General features: G+C 58.6%; 18 protein-coding genes and 1 pseudogene. 15 read left to right on the top strand and 4 right to left on the bottom strand.

Annotation, left to right across the window (positions count from 1 at the left end):
• The first annotated feature begins 2 nt into the window (after positions 1 to 2).
• Together ACE3N6_RS04330 and ACE3N6_RS04325 are read left to right on the top strand one after the other, a co-directional pair.
• The gene (locus tag ACE3N6_RS04330; RefSeq protein WP_374243949.1) at positions 3 to 1,823 is read left to right on the top strand and encodes a TnsD family Tn7-like transposition protein; all 1,821 of its coding nucleotides are present in this window, start codon (positions 3 to 5) and stop codon (positions 1,821 to 1,823) included.
• Complete coding sequence (locus tag ACE3N6_RS04325; protein ID WP_374243948.1) at positions 1,820 to 3,520, top strand: hypothetical protein; 1,701 nt, start codon at positions 1,820 to 1,822, stop codon at positions 3,518 to 3,520. Before ACE3N6_RS04330 ends, ACE3N6_RS04325 begins: the two co-directional genes overlap by 4 nt.
• A 158-nt stretch (positions 3,521 to 3,678) precedes the next feature.
• Here ACE3N6_RS04325 and ACE3N6_RS04320 read toward each other — a convergent pair whose 3' ends face one another.
• Together ACE3N6_RS04320 and ACE3N6_RS04315 are read right to left on the bottom strand one after the other, a co-directional pair.
• Complete coding sequence (locus ACE3N6_RS04320) at positions 3,679 to 5,124, bottom strand: heavy metal sensor histidine kinase (protein ID WP_374243947.1); 1,446 nt, start codon at positions 5,122 to 5,124, stop codon at positions 3,679 to 3,681.
• Positions 5,115 to 5,798, bottom strand: coding sequence for a heavy metal response regulator transcription factor (locus ACE3N6_RS04315; RefSeq protein WP_374243946.1), 684 nt, complete (start codon positions 5,796 to 5,798; stop codon positions 5,115 to 5,117). Before ACE3N6_RS04315 ends, ACE3N6_RS04320 begins: the two co-directional genes overlap by 10 nt.
• A gap of 490 nt (positions 5,799 to 6,288) precedes the next feature.
• Between ACE3N6_RS04315 and ACE3N6_RS04310 the strand changes: the two genes are divergently transcribed.
• The 11 genes and pseudogenes from ACE3N6_RS04310 to ACE3N6_RS04260 form a co-directional block, all read left to right on the top strand.
• Entirely contained in the window at positions 6,289 to 7,731 is a 1,443-nt protein-coding gene (locus ACE3N6_RS04310) for a TolC family protein (RefSeq protein ID WP_374243945.1), read from the top strand.
• Positions 7,732 to 7,747: 16 nt separating this feature from the next.
• Entirely contained in the window at positions 7,748 to 9,169 is a 1,422-nt protein-coding gene (locus ACE3N6_RS04305) for a multicopper oxidase family protein (RefSeq protein ID WP_374243944.1), read from the top strand.
• Positions 9,170 to 9,206: 37 nt separating this feature from the next.
• Complete coding sequence (locus ACE3N6_RS04300) at positions 9,207 to 9,863, top strand: cytochrome c (protein ID WP_374243943.1); 657 nt, start codon at positions 9,207 to 9,209, stop codon at positions 9,861 to 9,863.
• Between the two features lie 108 nt (positions 9,864 to 9,971).
• On the top strand, positions 9,972 to 10,403 hold the full coding sequence (locus tag ACE3N6_RS04295; protein WP_374243942.1) for a DUF411 domain-containing protein: 432 nt from the start codon (positions 9,972 to 9,974) through the stop codon (positions 10,401 to 10,403).
• 15 nt (positions 10,404 to 10,418) lie between these two features.
• Positions 10,419 to 10,772: a copper-binding protein gene (locus tag ACE3N6_RS04290; protein WP_374243941.1), complete on the top strand. Its 354-nt coding sequence runs from the start codon at positions 10,419 to 10,421 to the stop codon at positions 10,770 to 10,772.
• A 262-nt stretch (positions 10,773 to 11,034) separates the two neighbouring features.
• Positions 11,035 to 12,312: a TolC family protein gene (locus ACE3N6_RS04285; RefSeq protein WP_334170135.1), complete on the top strand. Its 1,278-nt coding sequence runs from the start codon at positions 11,035 to 11,037 to the stop codon at positions 12,310 to 12,312.
• On the top strand, positions 12,309 to 13,928 hold the full coding sequence (locus ACE3N6_RS04280) for an efflux RND transporter periplasmic adaptor subunit (protein ID WP_374243940.1): 1,620 nt from the start codon (positions 12,309 to 12,311) through the stop codon (positions 13,926 to 13,928). The genes ACE3N6_RS04285 and ACE3N6_RS04280 overlap by 4 nt, the downstream gene beginning before the upstream one ends.
• Before the next feature lie 13 nt (positions 13,929 to 13,941).
• On the top strand, positions 13,942 to 17,076 hold the full coding sequence (locus ACE3N6_RS04275; RefSeq protein ID WP_374243939.1) for an efflux RND transporter permease subunit: 3,135 nt from the start codon (positions 13,942 to 13,944) through the stop codon (positions 17,074 to 17,076).
• 2 nt (positions 17,077 to 17,078) lie between these two features.
• A complete protein-coding gene (locus ACE3N6_RS04270; protein WP_374243938.1) occupies positions 17,079 to 17,459 on the top strand; it encodes a cytochrome c in 381 nt (126 codons plus the stop codon).
• Between the two features lie 157 nt (positions 17,460 to 17,616).
• On the top strand, positions 17,617 to 18,726 hold the full coding sequence (locus ACE3N6_RS04265) for a glycosyltransferase family 4 protein (RefSeq protein ID WP_374243937.1): 1,110 nt from the start codon (positions 17,617 to 17,619) through the stop codon (positions 18,724 to 18,726).
• Positions 18,727 to 19,013: 287 nt separating this feature from the next.
• Positions 19,014 to 19,085: pseudogene (locus ACE3N6_RS04260) on the top strand (hypothetical protein); the annotation flags it as partial.
• 989 nt (positions 19,086 to 20,074) lie between these two features.
• On the opposite strand, the gene ACE3N6_RS04255 reads toward ACE3N6_RS04260, so the two are convergent.
• On the bottom strand, positions 20,075 to 22,417 hold the full coding sequence (locus ACE3N6_RS04255) for a class I SAM-dependent DNA methyltransferase (RefSeq protein ID WP_374243936.1): 2,343 nt from the start codon (positions 22,415 to 22,417) through the stop codon (positions 20,075 to 20,077).
• Positions 22,418 to 22,420: 3 nt separating this feature from the next.
• Complete coding sequence (locus ACE3N6_RS04250) at positions 22,421 to 22,858, bottom strand: hypothetical protein (RefSeq protein WP_374243935.1); 438 nt, start codon at positions 22,856 to 22,858, stop codon at positions 22,421 to 22,423.
• A 325-nt stretch (positions 22,859 to 23,183) separates the two neighbouring features.
• Between ACE3N6_RS04250 and ACE3N6_RS04245 the strand changes: the two genes are divergently transcribed.
• Both ACE3N6_RS04245 and ACE3N6_RS04240 read left to right on the top strand, forming a co-directional pair.
• A complete protein-coding gene (locus ACE3N6_RS04245) occupies positions 23,184 to 23,534 on the top strand; it encodes a hypothetical protein (protein ID WP_299888778.1) in 351 nt (116 codons plus the stop codon).
• 55 nt (positions 23,535 to 23,589) lie between these two features.
• Positions 23,590 to 23,880 (top strand): hypothetical protein, encoded by a 291-nt coding sequence (locus tag ACE3N6_RS04240; protein ID WP_299888781.1) that lies wholly within the window; start codon positions 23,590 to 23,592, stop codon positions 23,878 to 23,880.
• Positions 23,881 to 24,016: the final 136 nt, after the last annotated feature.

The raw sequence follows: 24,016 nt of genomic DNA, 5'->3' as shown, positions 1-24,016 counted from the left end.
GCATGCTTGTCTATTTCCCTGAGCCCTATCGCGACGAGTTGCTCTACAGTCTTCTGGCAAGATACCATCGACATGTTGGTTCGAGCAGCCCCAAGCAGACGCTGGATGATCTATTTGGTTGCCGCGGGGTGATCGCAAGGCTGGATCTACAGGGGAGTCTTGGTCTCTTATCCACACATCTACCTCCTAGATGGGGAATGAGTCCCGAGCGACTGGCTGTGGACTACACGCTGTTTCCGTACTATCTGGCATTTCAGCCGGCGGATGTCCGGAAACGGGTGCTGCGTGCTTTGATTGGTGGCTCCCTTGCTGGGCTACATCTGCTTCTGGGCCTTGCCACGGCAGCGTCTCGTGTCAGGCAATTGCGATTCTGCCCAGAATGCGTCCTTGAGATGGAGCGCACGCATGGTGAGCCTTATTGGCGACGGACGCATCAGTTGCCGGGGGTGCTGCTGTGCCCGGATCACGGCGTCATCTTGAGGTCGAGTGCTATCCCTTCTGCACTTGGAAATCGTCATGCCTTCATTGCGGCAACCAGCGCGAATTGTGACTGTGGCAGGGAGGTCACACCGACGTCCTTGGAGAACGATGAGACCTTGCTTTCGGTAGCACGAGCTTGCCGGCAAGCGCTGGAGTTCATGCCGCAAGCGCGAAATCGTGAGAAATGGGCAGCCTGGTATCGGAGCGGCTTGATCAGGGCTGGTCTTTCGTCATCCTCCGGCAGGGTTAAACAGAATGAGCTGGAAGAGAGGTTTCGGGACCATTTTGGTGTGGCTTTGCAGCCGTTACTCGCCGATGTTGGGTTGGCTGACATGAGTTGGCTTGTCGTGCTCACACAGCGGCCTAGCCGGGCACTACATCCCTTGCTGAACATATTACTGCAGGAATTCTTAAAGGGTTTGGCGAGTGACGAACCCTTTGGAGTTGGCCCCTGGCCCTGTCTCAACCCGTTGAGCGGTCATCAGGGCGAACTTCTAGTCGAGCGGGTGGTTACCCACCGCAATCGTGGCCGCATCGTGGGCGTGTTCGAATGCGCTTGTGGTTACGCCTATGCTCGTAATGTTGATAATTCGTCTGGCACCCTAAGCCGTCCCCGCCCTTTGCGTTTTGGGGCCGAGTTCGATCGGCTGATTCGACAATTAGTTGATGATCGAATCGGTATTCGTCAGGCGGCACGGCGGCTGCATGTGGACCCTCGTACGGTCCGGCTACGTGCCGCAAAACTGAATCTGAATGCGATTTGGGCCCCGGCAAATGTATCGATTCCCGTGGTCTGTGATTCGGGAGGGTACCGCAAGGCGTGGCTGGATCTGCAGCAGAACCACCCCAATTTGGGTCGCAAAGCTTTGTCCGAGTTAGAGCCGGCGCTGTTCATGTGGCTGTATCGCCATGACAAAGAATGGCTGGTGACAAATCAGCCCGCGGCAAAAGTCTCCCGCCGAGTTCGAGTCGTCAGCCCTTGGGCGAGTCTTGACCTTGAATGGATGCAGCGTGTCACAGATCTGGCCGAAAAAATCCGTCACGAACTCCCTCCTCGCAAAGTAACTTTGGCGGAAATTTGCCGTAGGACTGCAGATCCTACTTGGCTTTCGAGCCATCTTCGTCGTCTTCCCAACACAGCGGCCTTGCTCAGTCGCTTACGAGATACGACCGCGAGCTTCCAGAGCCGCCGCGTTGCTTGGGCTGCCCATGAGCTTGCAAATGCCGGTCAATCCTTAGCTGTGTGGCGGATACAGCGCAAAGCTGGTTTGTCGCGGCAAGTGACGATGGAGGTCGAGGCAGCCCTTGAGCTCGCCGTTTTGCCAGGAGCGCCTCTGTTATGAGGCATCTGACAGTCAGTGCCTTCCGCGAAGTGGACGAGCCGCTTGAAATTCATTGGCTTGTTGGTTTGGAGCAGGGCGCGGATGGAAGTTGGCTCTTGAGGGTGGTCACCCGTGGTTTGCGATCCGGACGGGTGAGAATGTGGCCATTGCCCATTGGACTATTTCCATTTATTTCTCTAGGACTGCGCTTTGAAGATGGATTGTTGTTGGATACGCAGTCGAATGGAGTAATTCATCCTGTATTAATTTCTAACTTGGCAAATGGGGTGGAAGTGACTTCCGCCGACATTCCTACTGGCTTATATCCGTTCTTTGGGCATCAGGGTGGAGTGCAGAGGGTTATTCGATACGAGATCGACGGTGAGAGGATCTTCGTTCCGACGATGGAGCTAGTACGTTACCTACTGTTGCATAACAAGACGTTGGCCAACGCGGTTATGGTTCCGGGGCAGCTGATGACTTTATACCAATTCGAGCCCCTTGGTATCTACGAAGAACTGACGCTCAGATTTACCTCCGACATGCCTAGGCGGTCACTTTCCAAGAGCTTTGCTTTGGAATTCGCTTGGCTTGCGATTCACCCCGAAGGTCGTCGGACATGGGATAGCGTTTATACGAAATCCGCTGGGCAGCAGTATGTTAGTTTGGATTTGCCGGACGTTCCTGAGTCAAAACTGGCGTTTCGTGGGGTCAGGCAGGGTGCAGATTGGCTGGTGCTAGAGATCATCCATCTCACCGGGCGCTCGTCTCCATGCTTGCGATTACGCTATGGCCACCCCAGTTTTCGGAGACCTAGTGACACAGTTCCAATTACTCCCGAAGGTGGGGCCAGAAAGCCAAAAGTGTGTCAACAGGAGTCTGACGTGGAAATTTCAACGGCTGAAGAGGGTACTCGGGTGGCGGCAGGTCAGCTGGCCATTGAGGTAGGGACAAAGTCTCGAGAATTCACGATCAAAGTGCCAATAAAGAAAATTTGGCGCGAGACGGGGAGATCGCGACATAGCGTCAACGGCAAATCTCCGACCGAAGACAACGTGGTAACTGGGGGGGCAGTGACGAACAGACCTCTATTTAAAGGCGGGGTCAGCCGAGAAAGCCGAGGCGCGCGCATTCCTCCCCTCGAATTCCGTACGCTGGAGTCCTGCCCGTGGGATCTTGCAGGCGATCTCCAAGCATTGGCGGAGACCATCGAAATGATGGCGGGTTTAATAAGCGACACAGAGATATCCATGTCTTTGTGCCGGCTGAAGCCGGGCCGCGCATTCTCAACGATCGGTCGTCGCCCGCGTTGCTGTTTGGTTACCCTCATCAATGTTACAGGCAAGCCACCGGTGGTGTTGGTCGATGTGGATCGGGGTGGAGAATGGGCGCTCTCTACAATGGTACTTTCGTTTTTGGAACCGGCGCCCTTCTCCGATATTGATATGCACGTGAAGACAGTCCTGGATACCATGGTCGACAACGGTGGGCATTGGGATTCTTGTGCTGACAGTGCCCTGCGCGAAGTTTGCGTGTGCCGTCGATTACCGAAAATATTGCCAAAGCGGGATGGCAAGGAGGATAGCCGTTATCGTACGACTTGGGCCTACCGACTGGCTATCAAACTTGGCTTACCGTTTTCTGGTGCGGACAAGAAATTGTTGCATAACTCTTATTCAGGCGCCGTAGCCCCAACCCCAGACGGATTTCAGGGGTAAGCAACCGTCACCGAAACGCCAAAAATATGTGATGGTATTCGGAATTGCGCAGCGCACATGCACCTCTGGAGCCTGTAGTTTCACTCTCAAGCGGCCAGTCGCACCCCCAATAGCTTGAAGCGTAATATGTTCGTCTCGACCAGGCTAAGTTGATAAAGTTAATCAGTGCCGTGAGGCGTGACTATCGACGCCGGCATCCACATCTCGAAAATGTTGCTTCCTTCCCCCGCCCGTCCCTCAATGTCGCCTCCGTGAGATCGCAGGATTGAGCGAGTGATGGCAAGGCCCAGCCCGGCGCCATCCCCTGTGTGGCGACGGGATGCATCCACGCGGTAGAAGCGGTCGAAGAGACGTGACAGGTGTTCCGACGGGATGGGCTCCCCAGTGTTTTCGATAGCGAGGTGGATTGTCTCGGCGTCTCCACTGTCTCGTACGACGCTCACCGTCACGACAATGCGCCCACCAAACGGGGTATAGCGAAGCGCGTTGGATAGCAGGTTACCGATGGCCCGTCGGAGCATCAGCCTGTCTCCGGTCACCTGTCCTGAGCCCTCAAGCCGTAGTGTGACGCTGTTTTCTTCGGCCAGGGCACCATAGAAATCGAACAGGGCCGTGACTTCGTCCGCCAGATCAAAGGTTTCCTGACCCGGCACGATGAGGCCGTTTTCCGACTTGGCGAGGAACAGCATGTCCGAAATCATCCGCGACAGACGATCGAACTCCTCGCAGTTAGACTCCAGCACTTCCCGGTACTCGGTGGAGCTACGAGTCTTGGAAAGGGCAACCTGGGTTTGCGTCATCAGGTTGCTGACCGGGGTCCGGAGTTCGTGGGCCAGATCAGACGAAAAGTCTGAAAGTCGCTTGAACGACTCCTCCAGCCGGGCCAGCATGTCGTTGAGGGATTCAGCCAGCTCAGCCAGTTCGACGGGAACGGTGTCCACAGGCAAACGCTGGTCGAGATGCTGGGCGCTGACTTCCGTGGCTCTGCGTTTCATCTCGCGAAGTGGTTCCAGTCCTCGACGGGCGGCAAACCAACCGAGTAGTCCAGTCGCCAGTGTGCCCCCAATGACGACACTCCAAAGTGTCTTCATGAATGAATCCATGAAGCTGTTGTGATGGGAAATATCCGTCGCCACGGCGACTACGGCAGGCGACCAAGCCTGCACCCCGGTTGGTGCTTGAGCCACGATGCCCCGGAACGACAACCGATCATCGACCTGCCACACGTAAGGGCGCTTAGCCTCAGGTGTCTTGACCCGATCCATTAAAGGTTGGGGGAAGGGCGCGTCGTGGGTGGCGAACAGAGTTTGACCGTCCGGTCCTTTTACGGCCACGATCAGGCCATGGTGGCCGATCAAGGCGTCATCCATTTGCTGCGGAATTGCCGCTAGGTCCTTTGGCGAATTCACCTTGGCCAAGGCGTGGCGAATCAGCTCAAGTTTGCCGCTCAGGGCCTCCATGTCCTGCTCTTCGAAGTGGTCTTCGACGGACTTGGCCACAATCAAACCCAGTATCAGCAACACCACGGTCGATGCAGCCGCGAACAGCAGGGTCAGGCGGAAGGTCAGGGACTTGCGGCGGCTCCCTGGGCGAACTACTCGCACTCTTGTTCCTCCAGAACATAGCCCATGCCACGCACAGTGCGAATCAGCTTGGGTTCGAAGCCGTCGTCGATCTTGGCCCGCAGGCGGCGCACTGCCACCTCGATCACATTGGTGTCGCTGTCGAAGTTCATGTCCCACACCTGGGAGGCGATCAGGGAGCGCGGCAGCACTTCGCCACGCCGCCGTAGCAGGAGTTCAAGGAGGGCAAATTCCTTCGCGGTGAGATCGATTCGCTTGCCGGCTCGTGTGACACGCCTGCGCAGGAGGTCCAGCTCTAGGTCTGCCGCATGTAAAGCATCAACTTCTTTGTTTTTGGTGCCCCGGCGCAAGAGCGTTCGAACGCGAGCCAGCAACTCAGAGAAGGCGAAGGGTTTGACCAAATAGTCGTCGGCTCCCAGTTCGAGCCCTTTGACCCGGTCATCCACGCTGTCCTTGGCGGTCAGAAACAAGACAGGCATCTCCTTGCCGGCCTTGCGCAAGGCCTGCAGGACGCGCCAACCATCGAGGCCCGGTAGCATCACGTCGAGCACGATGAGGTCGTAAGCTTCGGTCATCCCGAAGTGCAGCCCGTCCATGCCGTCACGTACCAGATCCACATTGAAGCCCGCTTCAACCAGCCCTTGCTTGAGGTAGTCCCCTGTTTTGGGCTCATCCTCGACGATCAGTATTTTCATTGTCTTCCTCGCAGCATTCTCTATGTGGCAGCGTTAGTTTGGCGCAAGTCGCTTCCACTCTTCCCAAGATTACAAAGATGTAATTCCCGGGTCAGTCTCCTGTCGGTTTTTGCGCCCCAAACTGCTCGCCATGGGAACACCAGATTCCCGATGCCCCTCTTTGACCCCACGGAGACGACCGATGCGATCAATTCTGCTCGGGCTGCTGGCACTGGCCTTGACGAAAAGCGTCCTGGCTGCTGAGCCGCCCACCCTGGAGCCTGCCTTCAGGACGTCCCCCAATGCGCCCTCCTTGTCCGATTATCGTGCCTGGTCGGAAGTCCCCGTTGGCTCATGGCGAGCTGCTAACGAAGGTGTCCAGCGATCAGGCGGCACGCATACGGGCCATTCGGCACCTGCCAACACCGATGGGGCTTTGCAGAAGGAAAGCGGAGCGACGCCGCCGGCCTCAGCGAGGCCTCCTGCTGACCATCACCATTAGGAGTCTGCCATGCGCTCAACCCTATCTGCACGACACTCCCGCTCCATCAAGGGGCTGACCGCCCTGGTGCTTGGAACGCTGGTCCTGAGCGGCTGTGCCAGTTTCTCCTCGGACGGAGGTTTCGACACCGTGCGTGAAACGACCCGCACCCGCATCGGAGCAGACGCCCAGTGGGTCAGGAGCGACGAAGCCCGCAAGGAGATCGATGCCCGCGTGAGCGAGCTGCTGGCCAAGCCTCTGGCTGCTGAAGATGCTGTTCAGGTCGCCATTTACAACAACCGGGGACTTCGCGCCGCATTCTACGATCTTGGGATCAGCGAAGCCGAGATGGTCCAGGCCGGGCGCCTGCCGAACCCTCATTTTTCGATGCTTCGCACCAGTCGTGCCGAGAATGGGGTACGTGAATTCAAGATCGAACAGGTGCTGACCTTCAACCTGTTTGCGCTGATCACCATGCCGCTTGCCGTGGAGGTCGAGAAACGCAACTTCGCCCAGATCCAGCGCATGACGGCGCTGGAGGTGGCGAGGCTGGCCTCGGAAACGCGCAAGGCCTACTTTGGAGCCATCGCGGCCGAAGAGTCGGTCCGTTACCTCCGGAAAGTCAGGCAGGCCGCGGAAGCCGGCGCGGGCCTGGCCCGCAAGATGGCGGAAGCCGGTAACGTCAACCGACTGCAGCAGGCGCGCGAGCAAGGTTTTTATGCGTCCGCAGCCCTCGACCTGGCTCGGGCCGAGCAGGCCAGCATTGTGGCGCGGGAGCGCCTGACCAAGCTGTTGGGCCTGCCATCCCCCCAGGCGATTCGGCTCCCTGAGCGCCTGCCCGATCTGCCCAAGTTGCCCGACGAGCTGCCGGCAGTCGAGCAAACGGCACTGGATCAGCGCCTCGATCTCCAGGCGGTCCGTCTCGAAACCGAGGCGCTGGCCAAGAACCTTGGCCTCACCCAGGCCACGCGCTTCATCAACGTGCTGGAGTTCGGGCCGGCGCGTGTCCTGGAGGGCACGCGGGATAGCGGCTACAAACGCGGCTACGAAGTGAGTTTCGAACTCCCGCTCTTCGACTTTGGCGGCAGTAAGGTGGCCAAGGCGGAAGCCATCTATGGCCAGGCCGTTGAACGTGCGGCGGAAGCCGCCATCAACGCCCGTTCGGAAGTCCGCGAAGCCTATTCGGCGTATCGCAACAGCTTCGACATTGCAAAGCATTATCGGGACGAAATCGTGCCGCTCAACAAGCGGATCGCCGAAGAGAACCTGCTGCGCTACAACGGTATGCTGATCGGGGTCTTCGATCTGCTTGCCGATGCCCGCTCCCAGATCAGCAGCGTGAACAGCTACATCGAGTCCCTGCGTGACTACTGGATTGCCCAGAGTGATCTACAGATGGCCCTGATCGGCAAGCCTTCCCTCGCCGCCGCCGCGCGCACTTCCCCGGCCAGCACCGGCCGCCCGGATCACTGAACCGAAAGGACACCCGATGACATCCCGTCGCGCATTCATCCAAAGCCTGGGCCTGACCGGCGGCGCCGTGGCCGCGGCCTCGGTCAGTCCCGTCGCCATGGCGGCACTACCTGAACTCATAATGAAGGAGGATCCGAACACGGCGCCTCCGCATCTCCCACGAGGCAACACAGGCGCGGGGCGACCCTATAACCCGGTGGTCACTCTCAACGGCTGGACGCTGCCGTGGCGCATGAACAAGGGTGTCAAGGAGTTTCATCTCGTGGCCGAGCCCGTCGTCCGGGAGATCGCTCCCGGCATGAATGCCCACCTGTGGGGTTACAACGGACAAAGTCCCGGCCCGACGATTGAAGTGGTTGAAGGCGACCGGGTCCGCATCTTCGTCACCAACCGCTTGCCCGAACACACCACCATTCATTGGCACGGGCAACGCCTGCCTAGCGGAATGGATGGTGTCGGCGGACTCAACCAACCTCAGATCCCCCCCGGCAAGACCTTCGTCTACGAGTTCGTGGCACGCCGGCCCGGTACCTTCATGTATCACCCCCACGCCGATGAGATGACCCAGATGGCGATGGGCATGATGGGCTTCTGGGTCACCCATCCGAAGGACAAGCATCCGCTCATCGACGAGGTGGACCGGGACTTCTGCTTCCTCCTCAACGCCTACGACATCGATCCCGGCAGTTACACGCCGAAGGTGAACACGATGCTCGATTTCAACCTGTGGACCTTCAACAGCCGGGCCTTTCCGGGCATCGACTCCCTCAATGTGCGCCAGAACGACCGGGTACGTATCCGCGTCGGCAACCTGACGATGACGAATCATCCGATTCACCTGCACGGCCACGAATTCACGGTCACAGGCACCGATGGTGGCCCGACACCCAAGGGGTCGCGCTGGCCGGAAGTGACGACCGACATCGCCGTCGGGCAGATGCGTCAGGTCGAGTTCATCGCGAACGAAGCCGGTGACTGGGCTTTCCATTGCCACAAGAGCCACCACACGATGAATGCGATGGGCCACGACGTGCCGACGATGATCGGGGTCGATCACCGGGAGGCCGCCAAGCAGATCACCGATCTCATTCCCGACTACATGGTGATGGGCGAGCGTGGAATGGCCGATATGGGTGAAATGGAAATGCCGCTGCCGGACAACACCCTTCCGATGATGACGGGCCAAGGCCCCTATGGCGCGGTAGAGATGGGCGGCATGTTCACGGTCCTGAAAGTCCGTGCCGAGCAGAAGGTCGGCGATTACTCCGACCCCGGCTGGTACAAGCAACCTCCCGGCACTCGCGCCTATGAATGGACTGGGCCCGCCGCTGAGCCGCCGCGCGCAAGAACCCAGGGGGGACAATCCATGCCGGCAACGGGCAAGCCCGCAGCAACGGAAGTGCAGGTCCGAAAGCCTGGCCCGCACTCCGGTCACTGAGCTCCAGTCACGATAACAAGCACTGAGGAACCCCATCATGAACAAGACTCTGATCACCCTGGCGGTTCTGGCTGCCCTGGGTGCGGCTTCAGGGGCCGTCCTTCTTTACTCCGGCGCCATCAACGTCGCCGCCGACGAGCCTCATCACCCGCTGACCTATCGTTTGCTCGAGTTCGCTCGTGAGCGCTCCATTGCAGTACGCGCAAGTGAGATCCAGCCGCCTGCTGATCTGACAAATCCGGAACGAGTCCGCCGGGGCTCGGGTAACTACGATGCAATGTGTGTGGGATGTCACTTGTCCCCGGAAGCAGAGGACGCGGAGATCCGGAAAGGGCTTTATCCGACGCCCCCAAAGCTGACCATCAAGCCCGAAGCTGCGCTCGATCCCGAATTGGCCCAGGCCCGTCAGTTCTGGATCATCAAGCACGGGATCAAGGCCTCAGGCATGCCTGCCTGGTCGAAGGGCGGGATGGAGGATGAAGCGATCTGGGATCTGGTCGCTTTTCTTCAGAAGCTGCCCGGGCAAACTGCGGCGGACTACACGGCGCTTGTTGCATCCAGCGAAGGACACAGCCATGGCGGGCTTGATGCCCATGATGCTCATGGCGACCATACCAAGGATGAACCCGTCTCTCCCGCCGTAGTAGAGAAGAAGGGGCACACGCATCCGCCCGGCTTCAAGCACACGCACTGAGGGCTGTAGCGCCTTTGCCTGAAGATTACAAAAATGTAATTTTCAGGACAGCTTCCCGTCGGTGTGCGCTTGCCAGAATGAGCCATCCCAATCACCAAAGGAATCGTCATGAAACTGCAGACGCTGATCTTGTCGTCCGTGCTGGGCCTGATGGCGGGCACCGTCCTGGCCGGAGCCCCGGTCGATGTGTACAAGAGCCCGTATTGCGGTTGCTGCGGTAAGTGGGTGGAACACATGCGTGCCCAGGGCTTCGACGTGAAGACGCATGACGTGGAAGACGTTCCGGGACAGCGCAAGAAGCTCGGCATGCCCGAAGCGTACGGGTCGTGCCACACGGCCAAGGTCGGCGGCTACCTTATCGAGGGGCATGTACCGGCAGCGGATGTCCAGCGCCTGCTGAAAGAGAAGCCCAAGGCCGTTGGCTTGGCCGTTCCCTCTATGCCGCCGGGCTCCCCCGGCATGGAAAGTGCGAAGCCGATGCCCTACGAAACGTTACTCGTCAAAGCGGATGGTTCGACCAACGTGTTTGCCCATCACTGATATCCGATATCTCTCATGAAGGAAATTTCCATGAAAACTCCGTTCATCGTCCTTGCCACAGTGCTGGGCACCGTATTTTCCATTCCCGCCATCGCTGCCAACGAGCATGCGGATCACACCGCCATGCACGGCGAAAAAAGCGGTGTTTCTGCCCAGATGACCGATGGTGTCGTCAAAAAGGTCGACAAGTCTGCCAGCAAGCTCACTCTGTCCCATGGCCCGCTGCCCAACGGCATGCCGGCAATGACCATGGTGTTCCGCGTCAAGGATCCGGCCTGGCTGGATCAGGTGAAGGCCGGCGACAAGGTCCGCTTCATGGCGGATCAGATCAACGGTGCGATGACCGTGGTGCATCTGGAACGCAACTAAGTTACTCGTGTTGCCGTGCATCGGGTCGACATATCGATTCTCAATCATGAGCAATTGACAGCGGTGCTCATGATTGGTGGTGCCGCCGGACTTATGTTGGGCGTGCTCGTGCTCTGGCTACTCAGAAAGCGGCCCGTCCCAAAGTCGACGAGAGTCGTCAAGGTGCAGTCGCGTGAGCGCAAGGGGCGACGTAAGAAGTGACGGCTTTCTGGTGCAGTGGCTTTGATTGCCAGAGTTTGACAATATTCAGGGAGTCTCATCAATGAAGATGCGTACGAAACCGCGCGTAAGTTGGTTGTACGCCATGCTGCTGGGGGCATTCAGTCTGGCTGCGCAGGCACAGGACGTGCCACTTGGCGCCAACGTTGAATCGCTGCTGGACTTCGCCCGCAGCCGCAATCCTGAATACGCCTCAATGCGCTACGAGGCCGAAGCCGCCGCCGAGCGGGTCACTCCGGCCGGCGCCTTGCCCGACCCGAAGTTGCGTACTGAGTTGCGCGACATCACCCGGATGGGTGAGCAGAACCCGACGCTGGCGCCGGCCCGCGTCGGCAGCACGCGGTACCTGCTGATGCAGGACGTGCCCTGGCTAGGGAAGCGGGATCTCAAGCGGGAAATCGCCGAACTCGATGCCCGTGGCGCCGAAGGTCGTGCCAGTGGAACCTGGGCGGAACTGGCGGCCCGGATCAAGACAGCCTATTCCCAGCTCCAGTACGTCCATCGCAATGAACAGCTGACCCGCGAGATCCTCGATCTGATGACACGCCTGGAAAAGATCGCCCAAGTGCGCTACGCAGGTGGCTTGGCGGCTCAGCAGGACGTGATTCGGGCACAGGTGGAGCAGACCGGCATGAAGAGCGAGCTGGTTGCCCTCGAGAATGAACGCCGGCAGCTCCAGGCAAGGCTGAATGCCCTCCTTGCAAGGCCCAGCGCGTCCCCCCTGGCTGCGCCAGAGCGCCTGCGAACGCTCCCGGCCCCGGCCCAACTCGACCCGCTGGCCCTTGAGGAGCGTGTGCGGACAAAGAACCCGCAGCTCTTTGCCGAGGAGGCACGCATCCGTTCGGCCGAAAAGAATCGCGAACTGACTTACAAGAACCGCTATCCGGACTTCACGCTGGGCGTTTCGCCAATCCAGTACCAGGGTTCCGTGAAGGAATGGGAGTTGATGGTCGAGCTGAACCTGCCCTTGCAGCAGGGCTCACGCCGTGCCCAGGAGCGGGAGTCGGAAGCCATGTTGTCAGCCGCGAAAGCCCGTCGCGACGCCACCGCCAACCAGGTTTTGGGTGAACTGGCCGAGAACCTGTCCGGCTTCGAGGCGGCCCGCAGAACCGAGACCCTCGCTGCAACCAGCTTGTTGCCGCAATCCGAACTGACTTTCAAGGCGGCGTTGGCCGGTTATGAGACCGGCAAAGTCGATTTCGCCACCTTGCTCGACGCCCAGCGGCAGATCCGTCAGGCCCGTCAAAACCGTATCAAGGCTCAGGCCGACGCGCAGATGCGCCTTGCAGAAATCGAACGAATCCTCGGAGAAGATCTATGAAAACAGGCGCAGGTATTGCGATCGGCCTGTCGGTCGCCCTGGCTGCCAGTGGCGGCTACTGGCTGGGGCAGCGGCCGACAGCAAGTCATGAACCTGCCGCCAGTCAGGTTGCAGCCCCTTCGGTAGAAGGTGCAAAGAAGGAACGCAAGCTGCTGTACTACCGCAACCCGATGGGCCTGCCGGACACCTCGCCGACGCCCAAGAAGGACCCGATGGGGATGGACTACATCCCGGTCTACGAAGGGGAGGCTGACGACGAGCCTGCAGCCGCCAACTCGATCAAGATCAGTACCGAGAAAGTGCAAAAGCTTGGCGTGCGAACCGAGGCGGCGGAACTGCGTACCCTCGACAAGCAGGTGCGCGCCGCTGGCCGCATCGAGATTGATGAACGGCGCAGCTTTGCCATCTCCCCGAAGTTCGAGGGCTACGTGGAACGCCTGCACGTGAACGTCACTGGGCAGCCGGTCGCCCAGGGCCAGCCGCTGTTCGAGGTGTACAGCCCGGAACTGGTCTCTGCCCAGCGTGAATACACCATTGCCGCCCAGGGTGTCGAAGCACTGAAGGACGCCGGCAGCGAGGCGCGGAGCAGCATGCAGCAACTCGCCGAATCCAGCCTCTTGCGCCTGCGCAATTGGGACATCTCCGACGAGCAGATCCGCGCACTCGCCAAATCGGGCTCCACCAAACGCACGCTAACCTTCCGCTCGCCGGTGGCTGGCGTCGTCACCGAGAAGAAAGCCCTGCAGGGCATGCGCTTCATGCCGGGCGATACCTTGTACCAAGTTGCCGACCTGTCATCGGTATGGGTTGTGGCCGACGTGTTCGAACAGGACATTGCTCAAGTGCGTACGGGGGCCATCGCAAAGGTGCGCATCAATGCCTACCCGGACAAGGTTTTCGAAGGCCGCGTGACCTATGTCTATCCGACCCTCAATCCCGAAACGCGGACGGTGCCGGTGCGGGTCGAACTGGCCAATCCGGGCCAGCTCCTCAAGCCCGCGATGTTTGCTCAGGTCGATGTGCCCGTGGAGCGCAAGGGACAGGTCGTCACTGTTCCTACCTCGGCGGTGATCGACAGTGGTACCCGACAGATCGTCCTCATCGCGCATGGCGAAGGTCGCTTCGAGCCGCGGGACGTGAAGCTGGGTGGGCGTAGTGAAAGCCACATTGAAGTGATGGATGGCGTCAAGGCCGGCGAAAAGGTCGTCGTCGCCGCCAACTTCCTGATCGATGCGGAAAGCAACCTGAAAGCCGCGGTCGGCGGCTTTGGGCATTCGGGCCATGGCGGCGCGCCGAAATCCGGAAATGACGGCGAGAAGCCTGCGGCGGCGCCCCAGGCCGCCGGGCACCGTGCTGAAGGCACGGTGGACAGCGTCGATGCCAGGGACGGGACGGTCAGCCTGAGTCACGGCCCGGTCGCCAGCCTCAAGTGGCCGGCGATGACCATGGAGTTTAAGCTTGCCAATCCATCGCTGCTGCAGGCCTTGAAGCCGGGAGCCAGGGTGGATGTCGAGTTCGTCGAGCGCCAGCCAGGGGAATGGGTTATCACCTCGGTGGCCCCTGCCGGCAAAGCCGCCACGGCGGTGCCAGCTGCCAACCCTCACGCAGGCCACTGACACAGGATCCATCATGCTGGCCAAAATCATCGACTGGTCGGGCCGAAACCGCTTCCTGGTTCTGCTTGCCACGCTTTTCATTCTCGCCACCGGGGTGTTTGCGGTGCTGCGCACGCCCATCGACGCGCTGCCCGACCTCTCCGACGTGCAGGTCATCGTCTACACCGAATACCCCGGCCAGGCGCCACAGGTGGTCGAGGACCAAGTCACTTATCCGCTCACCACGGCGATGCTGTCGGTGCCCAAGTCGAAGGTGGTGCGCGGCTTCTCCTTCTTCGGCGCGTCTTTCGTTTACATCATTTTTGAAGACGGCACCGACATCTACTGGGCCCGCTCGCGGGTGCTGGAATATCTCAACTTCGCCGCCGGGCGCATGCCCAAGGGCATCACGCCGCAGATCGGGCCGGACGCCACCGGCGTCGGCTGGGTATACCAGTACGCGCTGATCGCCAAGGACAAGACCCTCGCCGAGCTGCGCACGATCCAGGACTGGTATCTGCGCTACCAGCTGGCCAAGGCCCACGGTGTTGCCGAAGTGGCTTCCATCGGCGGCTTCGTTCAGACCTATCAGGTCACCGTCGATCCGGTGAAGTTGCGCGCCTACGGCATTCCGCTGATGAAAGTTGCCCAGGTGATCCGCGACTCGAACCGAGACGTGGGCGGCCGCGTAGTGGAAATGGCCGAAACCGAGTACATGGTGCGCGGCAAGGGCTATCTGCGTGGTAGGGAGGACATCGAACGGCTGGTGGTGAAGGCCGACAAGGGAACGCCGGTGCTGATCCGCGACATCGCCCGGGTCGAGCTGGCACCGGATGAACGCCGTGGCCTCACCGAACTGAACGGCGAAGGCGAAGTCGTGGCTGGCATCGCAATGGCCCGCTACGGCCAGAACGCACTGGAGGTCATCCACAACCTGAAGGACAAGATCGCCGAGATCGGCCCGGGCCTGCCGGAAGGCGTGACGGTGCAGACGGTCTATGACCGCTCCGAGCTGATCCACCGGGCCATCGAAACCCTCAAGGGCACGCTGATCGAAGAATCGATCATCGTGGCGCTGGTCTGCGTGGTCTTCCTCCTGCATGTACGCAGCGCGCTGGTGGCGATCCTGATGTTGCCGGTGGGTGTCCTGATGGCCTTCATCGCCATGCGTCTGTTGGGCATGAACTCCAACCTGATGAGCCTGGGTGGCATCGCCATCGCCATCGGCGCAATGATCGACGCGGCCATCGTGATGATCGAGAACGCCCACAAGCACCTGGAGCGATTGCCGGAGGGCCACTCCACGGCCGAACGTTTCGAAGCCATGCTGGGCGCCTGCAAGGAAGTGGGCCCGGCGCTGTTCTTCTCGCTCCTGATCATCACCGTCTCCTTCCTGCCGGTGTTCACGCTGGAAGCCCAGGAAGGCCGGCTGTTCTCGCCGCTGGCCTACACCAAGACCTTCTCGATGGCCGGTGCGGCGATTCTGTCGGTGACCCTGGTGCCGGTGCTGATGCTGCTGTTCATCCGCGGCAAGATCATGCCGGAGGCGAAGAACCCAGTGAACCGGGTACTGATCTGGGTGTATCGGCCGATCATTGCCGCGGTCATGCGCTGGAAGAAGATGACCATCGTCCTCGCGGTGATTGTCCTGGCCGTGTCGGTCTATCCGGCGTCCCGTCTGGGCTCCGAGTTCATGCCGACCTTGAACGAAGGCACTTTGCTCTACATGCCGGCCTCGCTGCCGGGCATGTCGATCACCAAGGCCGCCGAGCTGATGCAGACCCAGGACAAGATCATCAAGAGCTTCCCGGAAGTCGAATCAGTCTTCGGCAAGGCCGGCCGCGCCAACACCGCCACCGACCCAGCGCCCACCGAGATGTTCGAAACGGTCATCAACCTCAAGCCGCAATCCGAATGGCGGCCGGGCATGACGACCGACAAGCTGATCTCAGAAATGGACAAGGCCCTGCAGTTCCCCGGCGTCGCCAATGCCTGGACGATGCCGATCAAGGCCCGCACCGACATGCTGTCCACCGGCATCCGTACGCCCATCGGCATCAAGGTCTTCGGCAAGGATCTCGGTGAAATGGAGAAGCTGGCCAAGGAGATCGAGGCCGTCGTCAAGACCGTACCTGGCACTACCAGTGCATTTGCCGAGCGCATTACCGGTGGCTTCTACCTCAACATCGAGCCCGACCGGGAGCAGTTGGCCCGCTACGGCCTGGCCGTCGGTGACCTGCAGGACGTTATCGGAAGCGCGCTGGGTGGCGAGATGGTCACCACGACTGTCGAGGGCCGCGAGCGTTTCGGCGTGACGGTGCGCTACCCGCGCGAGCTGCGTTCCGACCCGCAGCAGATCGCCCGCGAAGTGCTCGTACCGACCATGGGCGGCACGATGGTGCCGCTAGGGCAGCTGGCGAAGGTCTCGGTTGCGAAAGGCACGCCGGGCATCCGTACGGAAAACGCCTTGTTGTCGGCGTATATCTTCGTGGATATCCGTGACCGGGACATCGGCGGTTACGTGGCGGATGCGAAGAAGGCTGTCGCCGAGCAGATCAAGTTCCCACCGGGCTACTACGTCACCTGGAGCGGCCAGTTCGAGTTCATGGAGCGTGCCATCGAGAAGATGAAGATCGTCATCCCGATCACCTTGCTGACCATCTTCCTGCTCCTCTATCTCAACTTCCGGCGCATCACAGAAACGCTGATCGTCATGCTGTCGGTGCCCTTCGCGCTGGTCGGCGGGGTGTGGCTGATGTGGCTGCTCGGCTACAACCTGTCGGTGGCCGTGGCGGTGGGGTTCATCGCGCTGGCCGGCGTGGCAGCAGAAACCGGCGTCGTGATGCTGATCTACCTCGATCATGCTTGGGAAGCCGTGAAGACCACATGCCGCACTGCCGGCCGTGCCCCCAACGTCGGCGACCTCTATGAGGCGGTTATGGAAGGTGCTGTCGAGCGCGTGCGCCCGAAGATGATGACCGTCGTCGCCATCATGGCCGGCCTCTTGCCGATCATGTGGGGGACGGGCACCGGCTCCGAGGTGATGAGCCGCATCGCGGCACCGATGGTTGGCGGAATGATCTCCTCGACGGTGCTGACCCTGGCGGTGATCCCGGCGATCTATGCTCTGGTGAAGCAGTGGCGGCTGAGTAGAGGAATTGAGAAATAGGTATGAGTTACACAAAGAATCTCGTTTTAGTTGTTATGGCAACGAGCAGCATCTCGGTGAGTGGACAGGGATGGGAAATTCCAAAACAAAGCCCTGGACTTAAACCAGACGTACAAGCCGGGAAGTCACTTTTCAATAACCACTGTGCTGTTTGCCATGGATCGGATCTGAAGGGGACTGCGAAGGGGCCTCCGTTCCTTCATCGCATCTACCTTTCATCCCATCACTCTGATATGGCTTTTCAGATTGCAGCAAAGAATGGCGTTCGTTCCCACCATTGGAAATTTGGGGACATGCCTCCGATCCCCCTCGTTACGCCAGACAGCGTGGCACACATAATCTCCTACATTCGTCGCGAGCAGCAGAAGGCTGCTATCGAATAAGTAAGAGTAAAATTACGATTGAACGTGAAAAATACAGGAGGAACTTCCTGTCTTAATGATGTCTGAAATGTAATTCGAGCCTCACCTGATTGTCAGTCAGAGGGTCTCAAACTGATAGCTCCGCGCTGCATGCGGAAACAGCAGAGAGACAATTAAAATGACGATCAGAACTTTACACTTGGAAACGGGCCGGCATCTCTTTGGTGGGGCAATGCAAACCAAGCATCTTGTCCATGGCTTAGAGGAGCGTGGAGTGCCTGCCCTCCTTGTCTGTCCTGACGACGGTGAGCTTTATCGTGCGGCGACAGGAGAGGGACTTGATGTTCAAGGCGTGCGTTATGGAGGTGATCACGACCTAAGGTTGCTCCTGACACTGGGCAGGATCATCCGCTCGGCAAAACCCGATATCGTACATTTGCACAGCCGCCGAGGCGCAGACATCTTGGGCGCCTTGGCCGCAAAGTGGGTTGGGCATCCAAATGTAATCATAACTCGGCGTGTGGACAATCCTATCTCAGCAGGGATGCTAAACGGCCTCTGCATTGGAAAAATCCCGAAGGCAATAGTATGCGTCTCCGATGGGATTTCAAGTGTAATGAAAGAGGCTGGCTTTCCTTCTGAAAAAATAGAAGTGATTCATAGCGCGGTTGATGCAAGCGCATATAACTCGACCTTGAGTAAATGGGAAGCCCGGAAGGTCCTGGATGTTTTGCCGGCATCTCCGTTGTTGTGTGTAATCGGGCAACTTATTCCGAGAAAAGGGCACCATATCCTGCTGGATGGACTTCCTTCGTTAAAAAATAAATTCAAAGACATCCGTGTCCTGATTGTAGGGAGCGGCCCCCATCGCTCTAGGCTTGAAGCTCAGGTTCGTAAGCTTGATCTTGGAGGATGTGTGCAATTCATGGGTTTTCGTTCTGACATCTCCACAATTCTCCGTGCCAGTGACATGTTAGTCCATCCAGCACTTCGAGAAGGGTTTGCCAATGTCGGTCTTCAGGCGATGGCAAGCGGAATCCCTGTTGTCACTACGAGTGTAGGTGGAATGCCAGAGATGGTTCAGCACGAAATAACGGGTCTTGTTGTCCCCCCTGGAGATTCAAAGTCGCTAGCGCAGGCGATAGAGGAGTTGCTCTCCAACCCAGGAAGGTGTTCCATGATGGGACGTCTGGGGCAGGATATTGTCCGGGAGCGCTTTTCTGTTGAAAAAATGGTCGATTCAAACCTTGCGCTATACCAAAAGATTTTGGCCTCGCATCATTCTTGATTCAGACCGCAGGAGATAAGTGCAGATTTTGTTGTTAACCTAACGCAAAGATAGGGGGTATTGATGAAGAAAATCGCAATCGCCATGACTGCGGCTATGCTGCTTCTTTTGGGGGGATGCGCCAGCGCTGGATTTGATCCTGATGACAGCGGAGGGCACACCCATTCGGGACATTCGCACTAAACTACTCAACAGGAGGCGCGAGCGGTGCAGCCAGTGGCTTTTTTTCGAGCACAACGAACAGGAAAGCGCGGATATGCTGGGGGTTCGGACTGGCTGACGAGAAAGTGCCAGTGGTCGTCGAAGGAAGTGGCGCGATCAATGAGTGGAGGCTGACCGGTGAGCCGCTGCCGGTCAGCAAGCGGGCGTCGGACCAGTTGATCGGCGCAACGATGAACACCTCAGGTAGCCTGGTCTGTCCGTTCGGAGAAGCTACAGCGCCCTCGGTGTCCCGCTTGCAGCTGGCGTCCTCTATCCAGCGTATGGGTTGGCTCTTTCCATTATCCCGCTGTCCTGGCAATGGGCTTTTCGTCAGCAAGTGTGGTGGGTAATGCTCTGCGCCTCAGGAAGGCAGAAACAGACACACAGAGCTCTTGAATTTTCAAGCTGAGCCTGCGCCGGCGTGACCCTGCAGCCATTCGTGTGGTGAAGGACTACACACCGCTCACTTGATCACGAATGTACCCGGCGCACCCTGCCATCCATCGTATTAAGGCGCTTTCGTCGGCAATGGGCGTGGAATGATGCGGGGCTTCACGCTCCCAGCCTGCGGCCATCGCAAAGTGAAATTTCTTGAGATCCAGACTGGATTCTGGATTAGCCGGTTCCGGAGCCAACCAAGGGGCCGGCTTGGCTGCTGGTATCCAGGGGGCCTGATCACCGGGCTGATTCAGTGGAGAAGTGTCATCATCGCCCTTGTCAATGTTCCAGTGAGGTTGGGCATGGAGACGTGCCGCCTCCCGAGGATCCCACTCGGCTCTGAAACGTAACGCAGACGCGTTCGGTGCTGGTCCGGTATAGAGCTTTAGACTGACATGAGTCAGGTAATGCACTCCTGCATCCCAACTGTAGTCAACCGCAACTTCCAAGAAGACCCCATCCTGCCCCTTGGGCTCTCTGATGACCAACAATGGCATGCGACCATCTTCATCACGGGTTATCAATGGTCTGCATGCGATTCGCAGGCTCGGTCCCCGTGGGGTTGAGATTTGATGTGCATAAGGGGTCTGAACCCCCAACTGATTACCGACTGCAAGGGCCATCTGGCGCCCAAGGGTCTCTATCTTTGCGACAGGAAAACCCGGCAACGCGTTTGCTGATGCAAGCTTTTGTCTGTCACGGCGTCGTTTCATGCTTTTGCAGTCGCAGAGATGGAAAACAAATCCTCGGTCAGTCGGTCTCTGAGCTCCTTGCTGTAGGATTCCCCATGACTGATAGCCACCCCGATTAGAGCGAGTGCATCGATTTGGTCACTTAGTGCTTCATTTTGGAGGTCCACGAATGGCATTTTGCTCATGTAGCGCGCAGAAAGATTGAACTGACCACCTGCCAGATTGTTCGATATCGCGGCAATCAGTCGCGATACGGTTGCCGAACTGAGTACCGCAATGGCCGCCAACCCCATTTTTTCGTTGATAACGGCGCTATCGCTGGGAATCCAGGCATATCCTTGGACAACCACATATTCTCCCGTGGCGTCCCAAGCGAACGATCCCGCATTTCCGAAGTAGGTTGACACGATCTTGGGCACGAATCGTTCATGCACGGCTCGCCTACGCGTCAAGTGCCACCAGGAGGTCTCATCGATGCCGGTACGACGTCGGAGTGCCGACTTGTTGGGCTCCAGATACTCACGCACATAATGGGGAAGCAGTTCGAACAGTTTCTCTTCAGAATCCAGTACGGGAATAGACGCCCCATAAGGATAGAAAACCCAGTGTCCATCGTGAATACGACCGTCACGAATGGACGCGTTGATGATTGCCTTTCGGAAGAATTTACGCTCTGTCCGTGGAAGCCGCTTGAGCTCGTCATCGTCCAGCACAAAGGCTTCGTTTAAACCGGTGATAGTCCCTTGATTGATCGAGTACAAAGAAGACAACCGGGGCAAAGGCTTGTACTGACGAAGTAGTTTCGTGGACGCAAGCGGACGTGGAGCCCAGCCCGACGTCCCTTCGCAGACTTCGGAGTAAATGCTGTAATCCCCATGATCAATCTCAATCAGGCCATCGCTGGGCACCCAGTCCAGACTGCGCAAGGTCCGTAGGGCGCGATCTGATGCGCCGCTGGTGTGGTCTGCCCAAACCATCAATGTTGGGCAGGGAGACTCATCGACTTTGGCTTGCCGACGCCCTACATAAAGCGAGGCATCAACGGTTGCTTGATCGAAAATCGATTGGTTTCCCAGACGCACGACCACTTGCTTGAACGCCAGGGCGTCAAGGCGTTCTCGCAAAGGTTCGGCTGACTTTCCATCGAGCAGGGAAGCGGGCAAGACGGCTCCCATCATGCCTTGCGGGGAGAGACTCTCGACACCTTTGGTCAAAAAGGCAAACGCGAGATCTGGCCGGGACTGGGCAAGTGTTCCCAAGGACTCCGTTAGCAGCTCTCTGGCCGATACCGAAAGCGAACGCCATGAAGCGTAAGGTGGGTTCATCAAGCAGATATCCACCTGCTGCGGCCAAGCCGTGTTGAGTGCGTCGCATTGTTGAATCTCTACCGTCACGCGCCCCTCCCAGCCTCGGGCTTCATGAGCGAGCGCAAAGCGTGCCATCAGGATAGCGGGCTGAGAGACATCAAATCCGACGACACGCAGGGAACCTCGATAGTTATGCAGCGACAACTGCCGGATGCTTTCACGGAGAAACTCACCACTGCCACATGCGGGGTCAATGAGCGTGAGTTGCGGTCGAGCCAGCAATTCCTGTGTCAGGCACTGCTCTACCAAGGTGCGCACCAGAGGTGTCGGCGTGAAATAGGCTCCACTGGAGCGCGAGGTCGATCCCAGCGAAATCAGTTCCCCCTCATCCAGTAAGCTCATCTGGGGGGAGAGCATGACCAGATTGTGTGCCTCCTGAAAGATACGCCCCATGGCGTGGCGCAACACCAGTGGCAGGCGCGGCCGCTTGTCCGTTCCTTTGGGGGACAGCAGATCGGCCAAAATGCGCTCACGCGTGGAGCTTCCGACACGAGACCAAGAGGCTTCGCAGCGTGCGTGGTCAGCCCAGTGCATGGAGTGCCCGGTCTCATCAGAAGCTTGCTGCAATGCAAAGAGAAAAGCCTCTAGGCCAGCAGAGCCGTCCGGCAAGTTTGATCGAATTCGGTTGTAAATGCCCAGGGCGTGCGCAACCACAGAAAGCTCTCGCGGCGCTCGCGCTGTCTCCAGGTAGTGTTGAAAAGCGCCGAGGTTGTTCACAACATCAGCGACGGAAGATCGCATGGGCTCAGACTGATCCCAACGCAGAACTTCGACACCCGAGGTGTCCACGCGAACGTAGTGATCCACGTCGGCAGACCAAGCCACCTCACGTTGCTCGCCCCGTGCGGTCTCCTCGCCTCTGATGTCCAGGCAGAAATTGCCCTTGGCGCCATTTAGCATGACGAAACGCTGCTCCGTCGCATCCTCGCGAAGGGGGACGGGGAGGTATCCCAGCGTTCGACGCCAATCACTGACTTGTAGTAACTCCATCATGGTTTATGCCTGTTTTTGTTTTGGTGGAGATCCAATGGCAGTAGGACCCAAGGCGAGCGACATTTGTGCAGCCTCGTCATCTCCGAGCGAATCCAGAATTCGGGCGCGCAATTCCCGCGCCAAGTCAGGCAAGGACAACTCGATCCGAACGCCTCCAGCTGATTTTTCAGATGCGTTGCCCGGGATGACAATCATGCGTGCCACATCAACATAAACGGTGTGATCAGCCCCACTCAGCAACATCACGGACGACTTGCAGGCCTCAAAAAGCTCTACCGCAATCGGTTCCAGCTTGCTGACATCCACGCCTAACTGTTCGACCAAGCGCTTGGTCACGAGCAGGACCAGCACCTCGGAAAAGGTGTAACAAGGTCCATAGCCGCGCCGTCCGGCTAATGCCGAGTAGGTACGCTTCCAGTAGCGTAAGGTCTGTTCATTCACACTCAGAACAGTCCGAACTTGGTGTGGGGATAGCTTCATGGTCAGATTAAACTGTTGTTGACAACAGTTTAATCTGACCATGAAGGACGTACAAGGTGTAAGACCCCCGTGTTTGATGGCTTGTTCACCTTTTTGGCGTCTGGCGCAAGATCACGTTCAGCGATAGCTGACGGCTAACCGTCTACCAGGTTTGCCGTTGCAGGGAATCAAGAGGGTCAAGCACACCTTTCTGACATTTCAAGGACATGGATGTAATGGTTGCGTCACCCCTTTGTCAGTCGCCAGATCGCACACTGAGTATGCGAACTCACAAGGAGGCAACATCATGAAACGCAATCTAGGCGTGACACTCGCTGGCGTAGCGCTGATTCTGACCTTGGGTGCTTGTTCATCAACGCCCCCCGTTGCAGAGATCCCGGAAGCCATTTCCAGTGCTTCGACTGCGGCTGATCACCAACGTATCGCCGACTACTTTGCAAAGAAGGCCGCCAGTTACGAGACCGAGTCCAAGCAGCACGAAAAAATGGCAGCCTCCTACTCTGGCCGCCCAAGAGGTGATGCGGGCTTGTGGGCGGCCCACTGCAGCAATCTGAAGACCAAACTCAAGGAAGCGGCCCAAGAGGCCCGGGCACTGGAAAAGGGGCATCGCGACCTGGCGGAAAGCCTTGGCAAGTAAGTCATTGCCGAACCGGCGCGAGTCTCGTGCGGTTCGGCTTGTACAGGGGAACATCATGCAAGAAGCGAACGAAGACCTGAGAGCGCGTCTTCAGGCCAATCTCGACCTTGCGGCCGGACTCTGCCGCTTGGGCTTCACGTACGGCGAGCAGGTGACGACATTGACCACCGAGACGATGCACAAGTGGGTGCATCAGGCTGACCACGACCCGAAAGCGCTGTTGCAGGGAGATGTTGCGGGTTTCACCGCGGCAAGTGGCCGGATTGCGGTGGATCACTGGTCGGCACTGCTTTCGTGCACGCTGGAATTTCAGAAGGCATTCCTGGCCGCACTTCCGAAGCGCTAGCGGCGCAGCGATCGTGTCCCGGTGCGTGGTGTAAGAAGCGTCAGCAGAAGCGGTCGGCGGGTCATCGTCTCCGGTTTGGCAGGAGAGCGAGTCAGGCTGCGACTGCAGACAGGCTGACGTTGGGATTGTCGCCAAC

This window comes from Zoogloea sp. (genome assembly GCF_041904905.1).
Taxonomy (GTDB): Bacteria; Pseudomonadota; Gammaproteobacteria; order Burkholderiales; family Rhodocyclaceae; genus Zoogloea.
The sequence above is the reverse complement of the archived record's forward strand: the minus strand, read 5'-3'. Positions and strand labels throughout refer to the sequence as shown.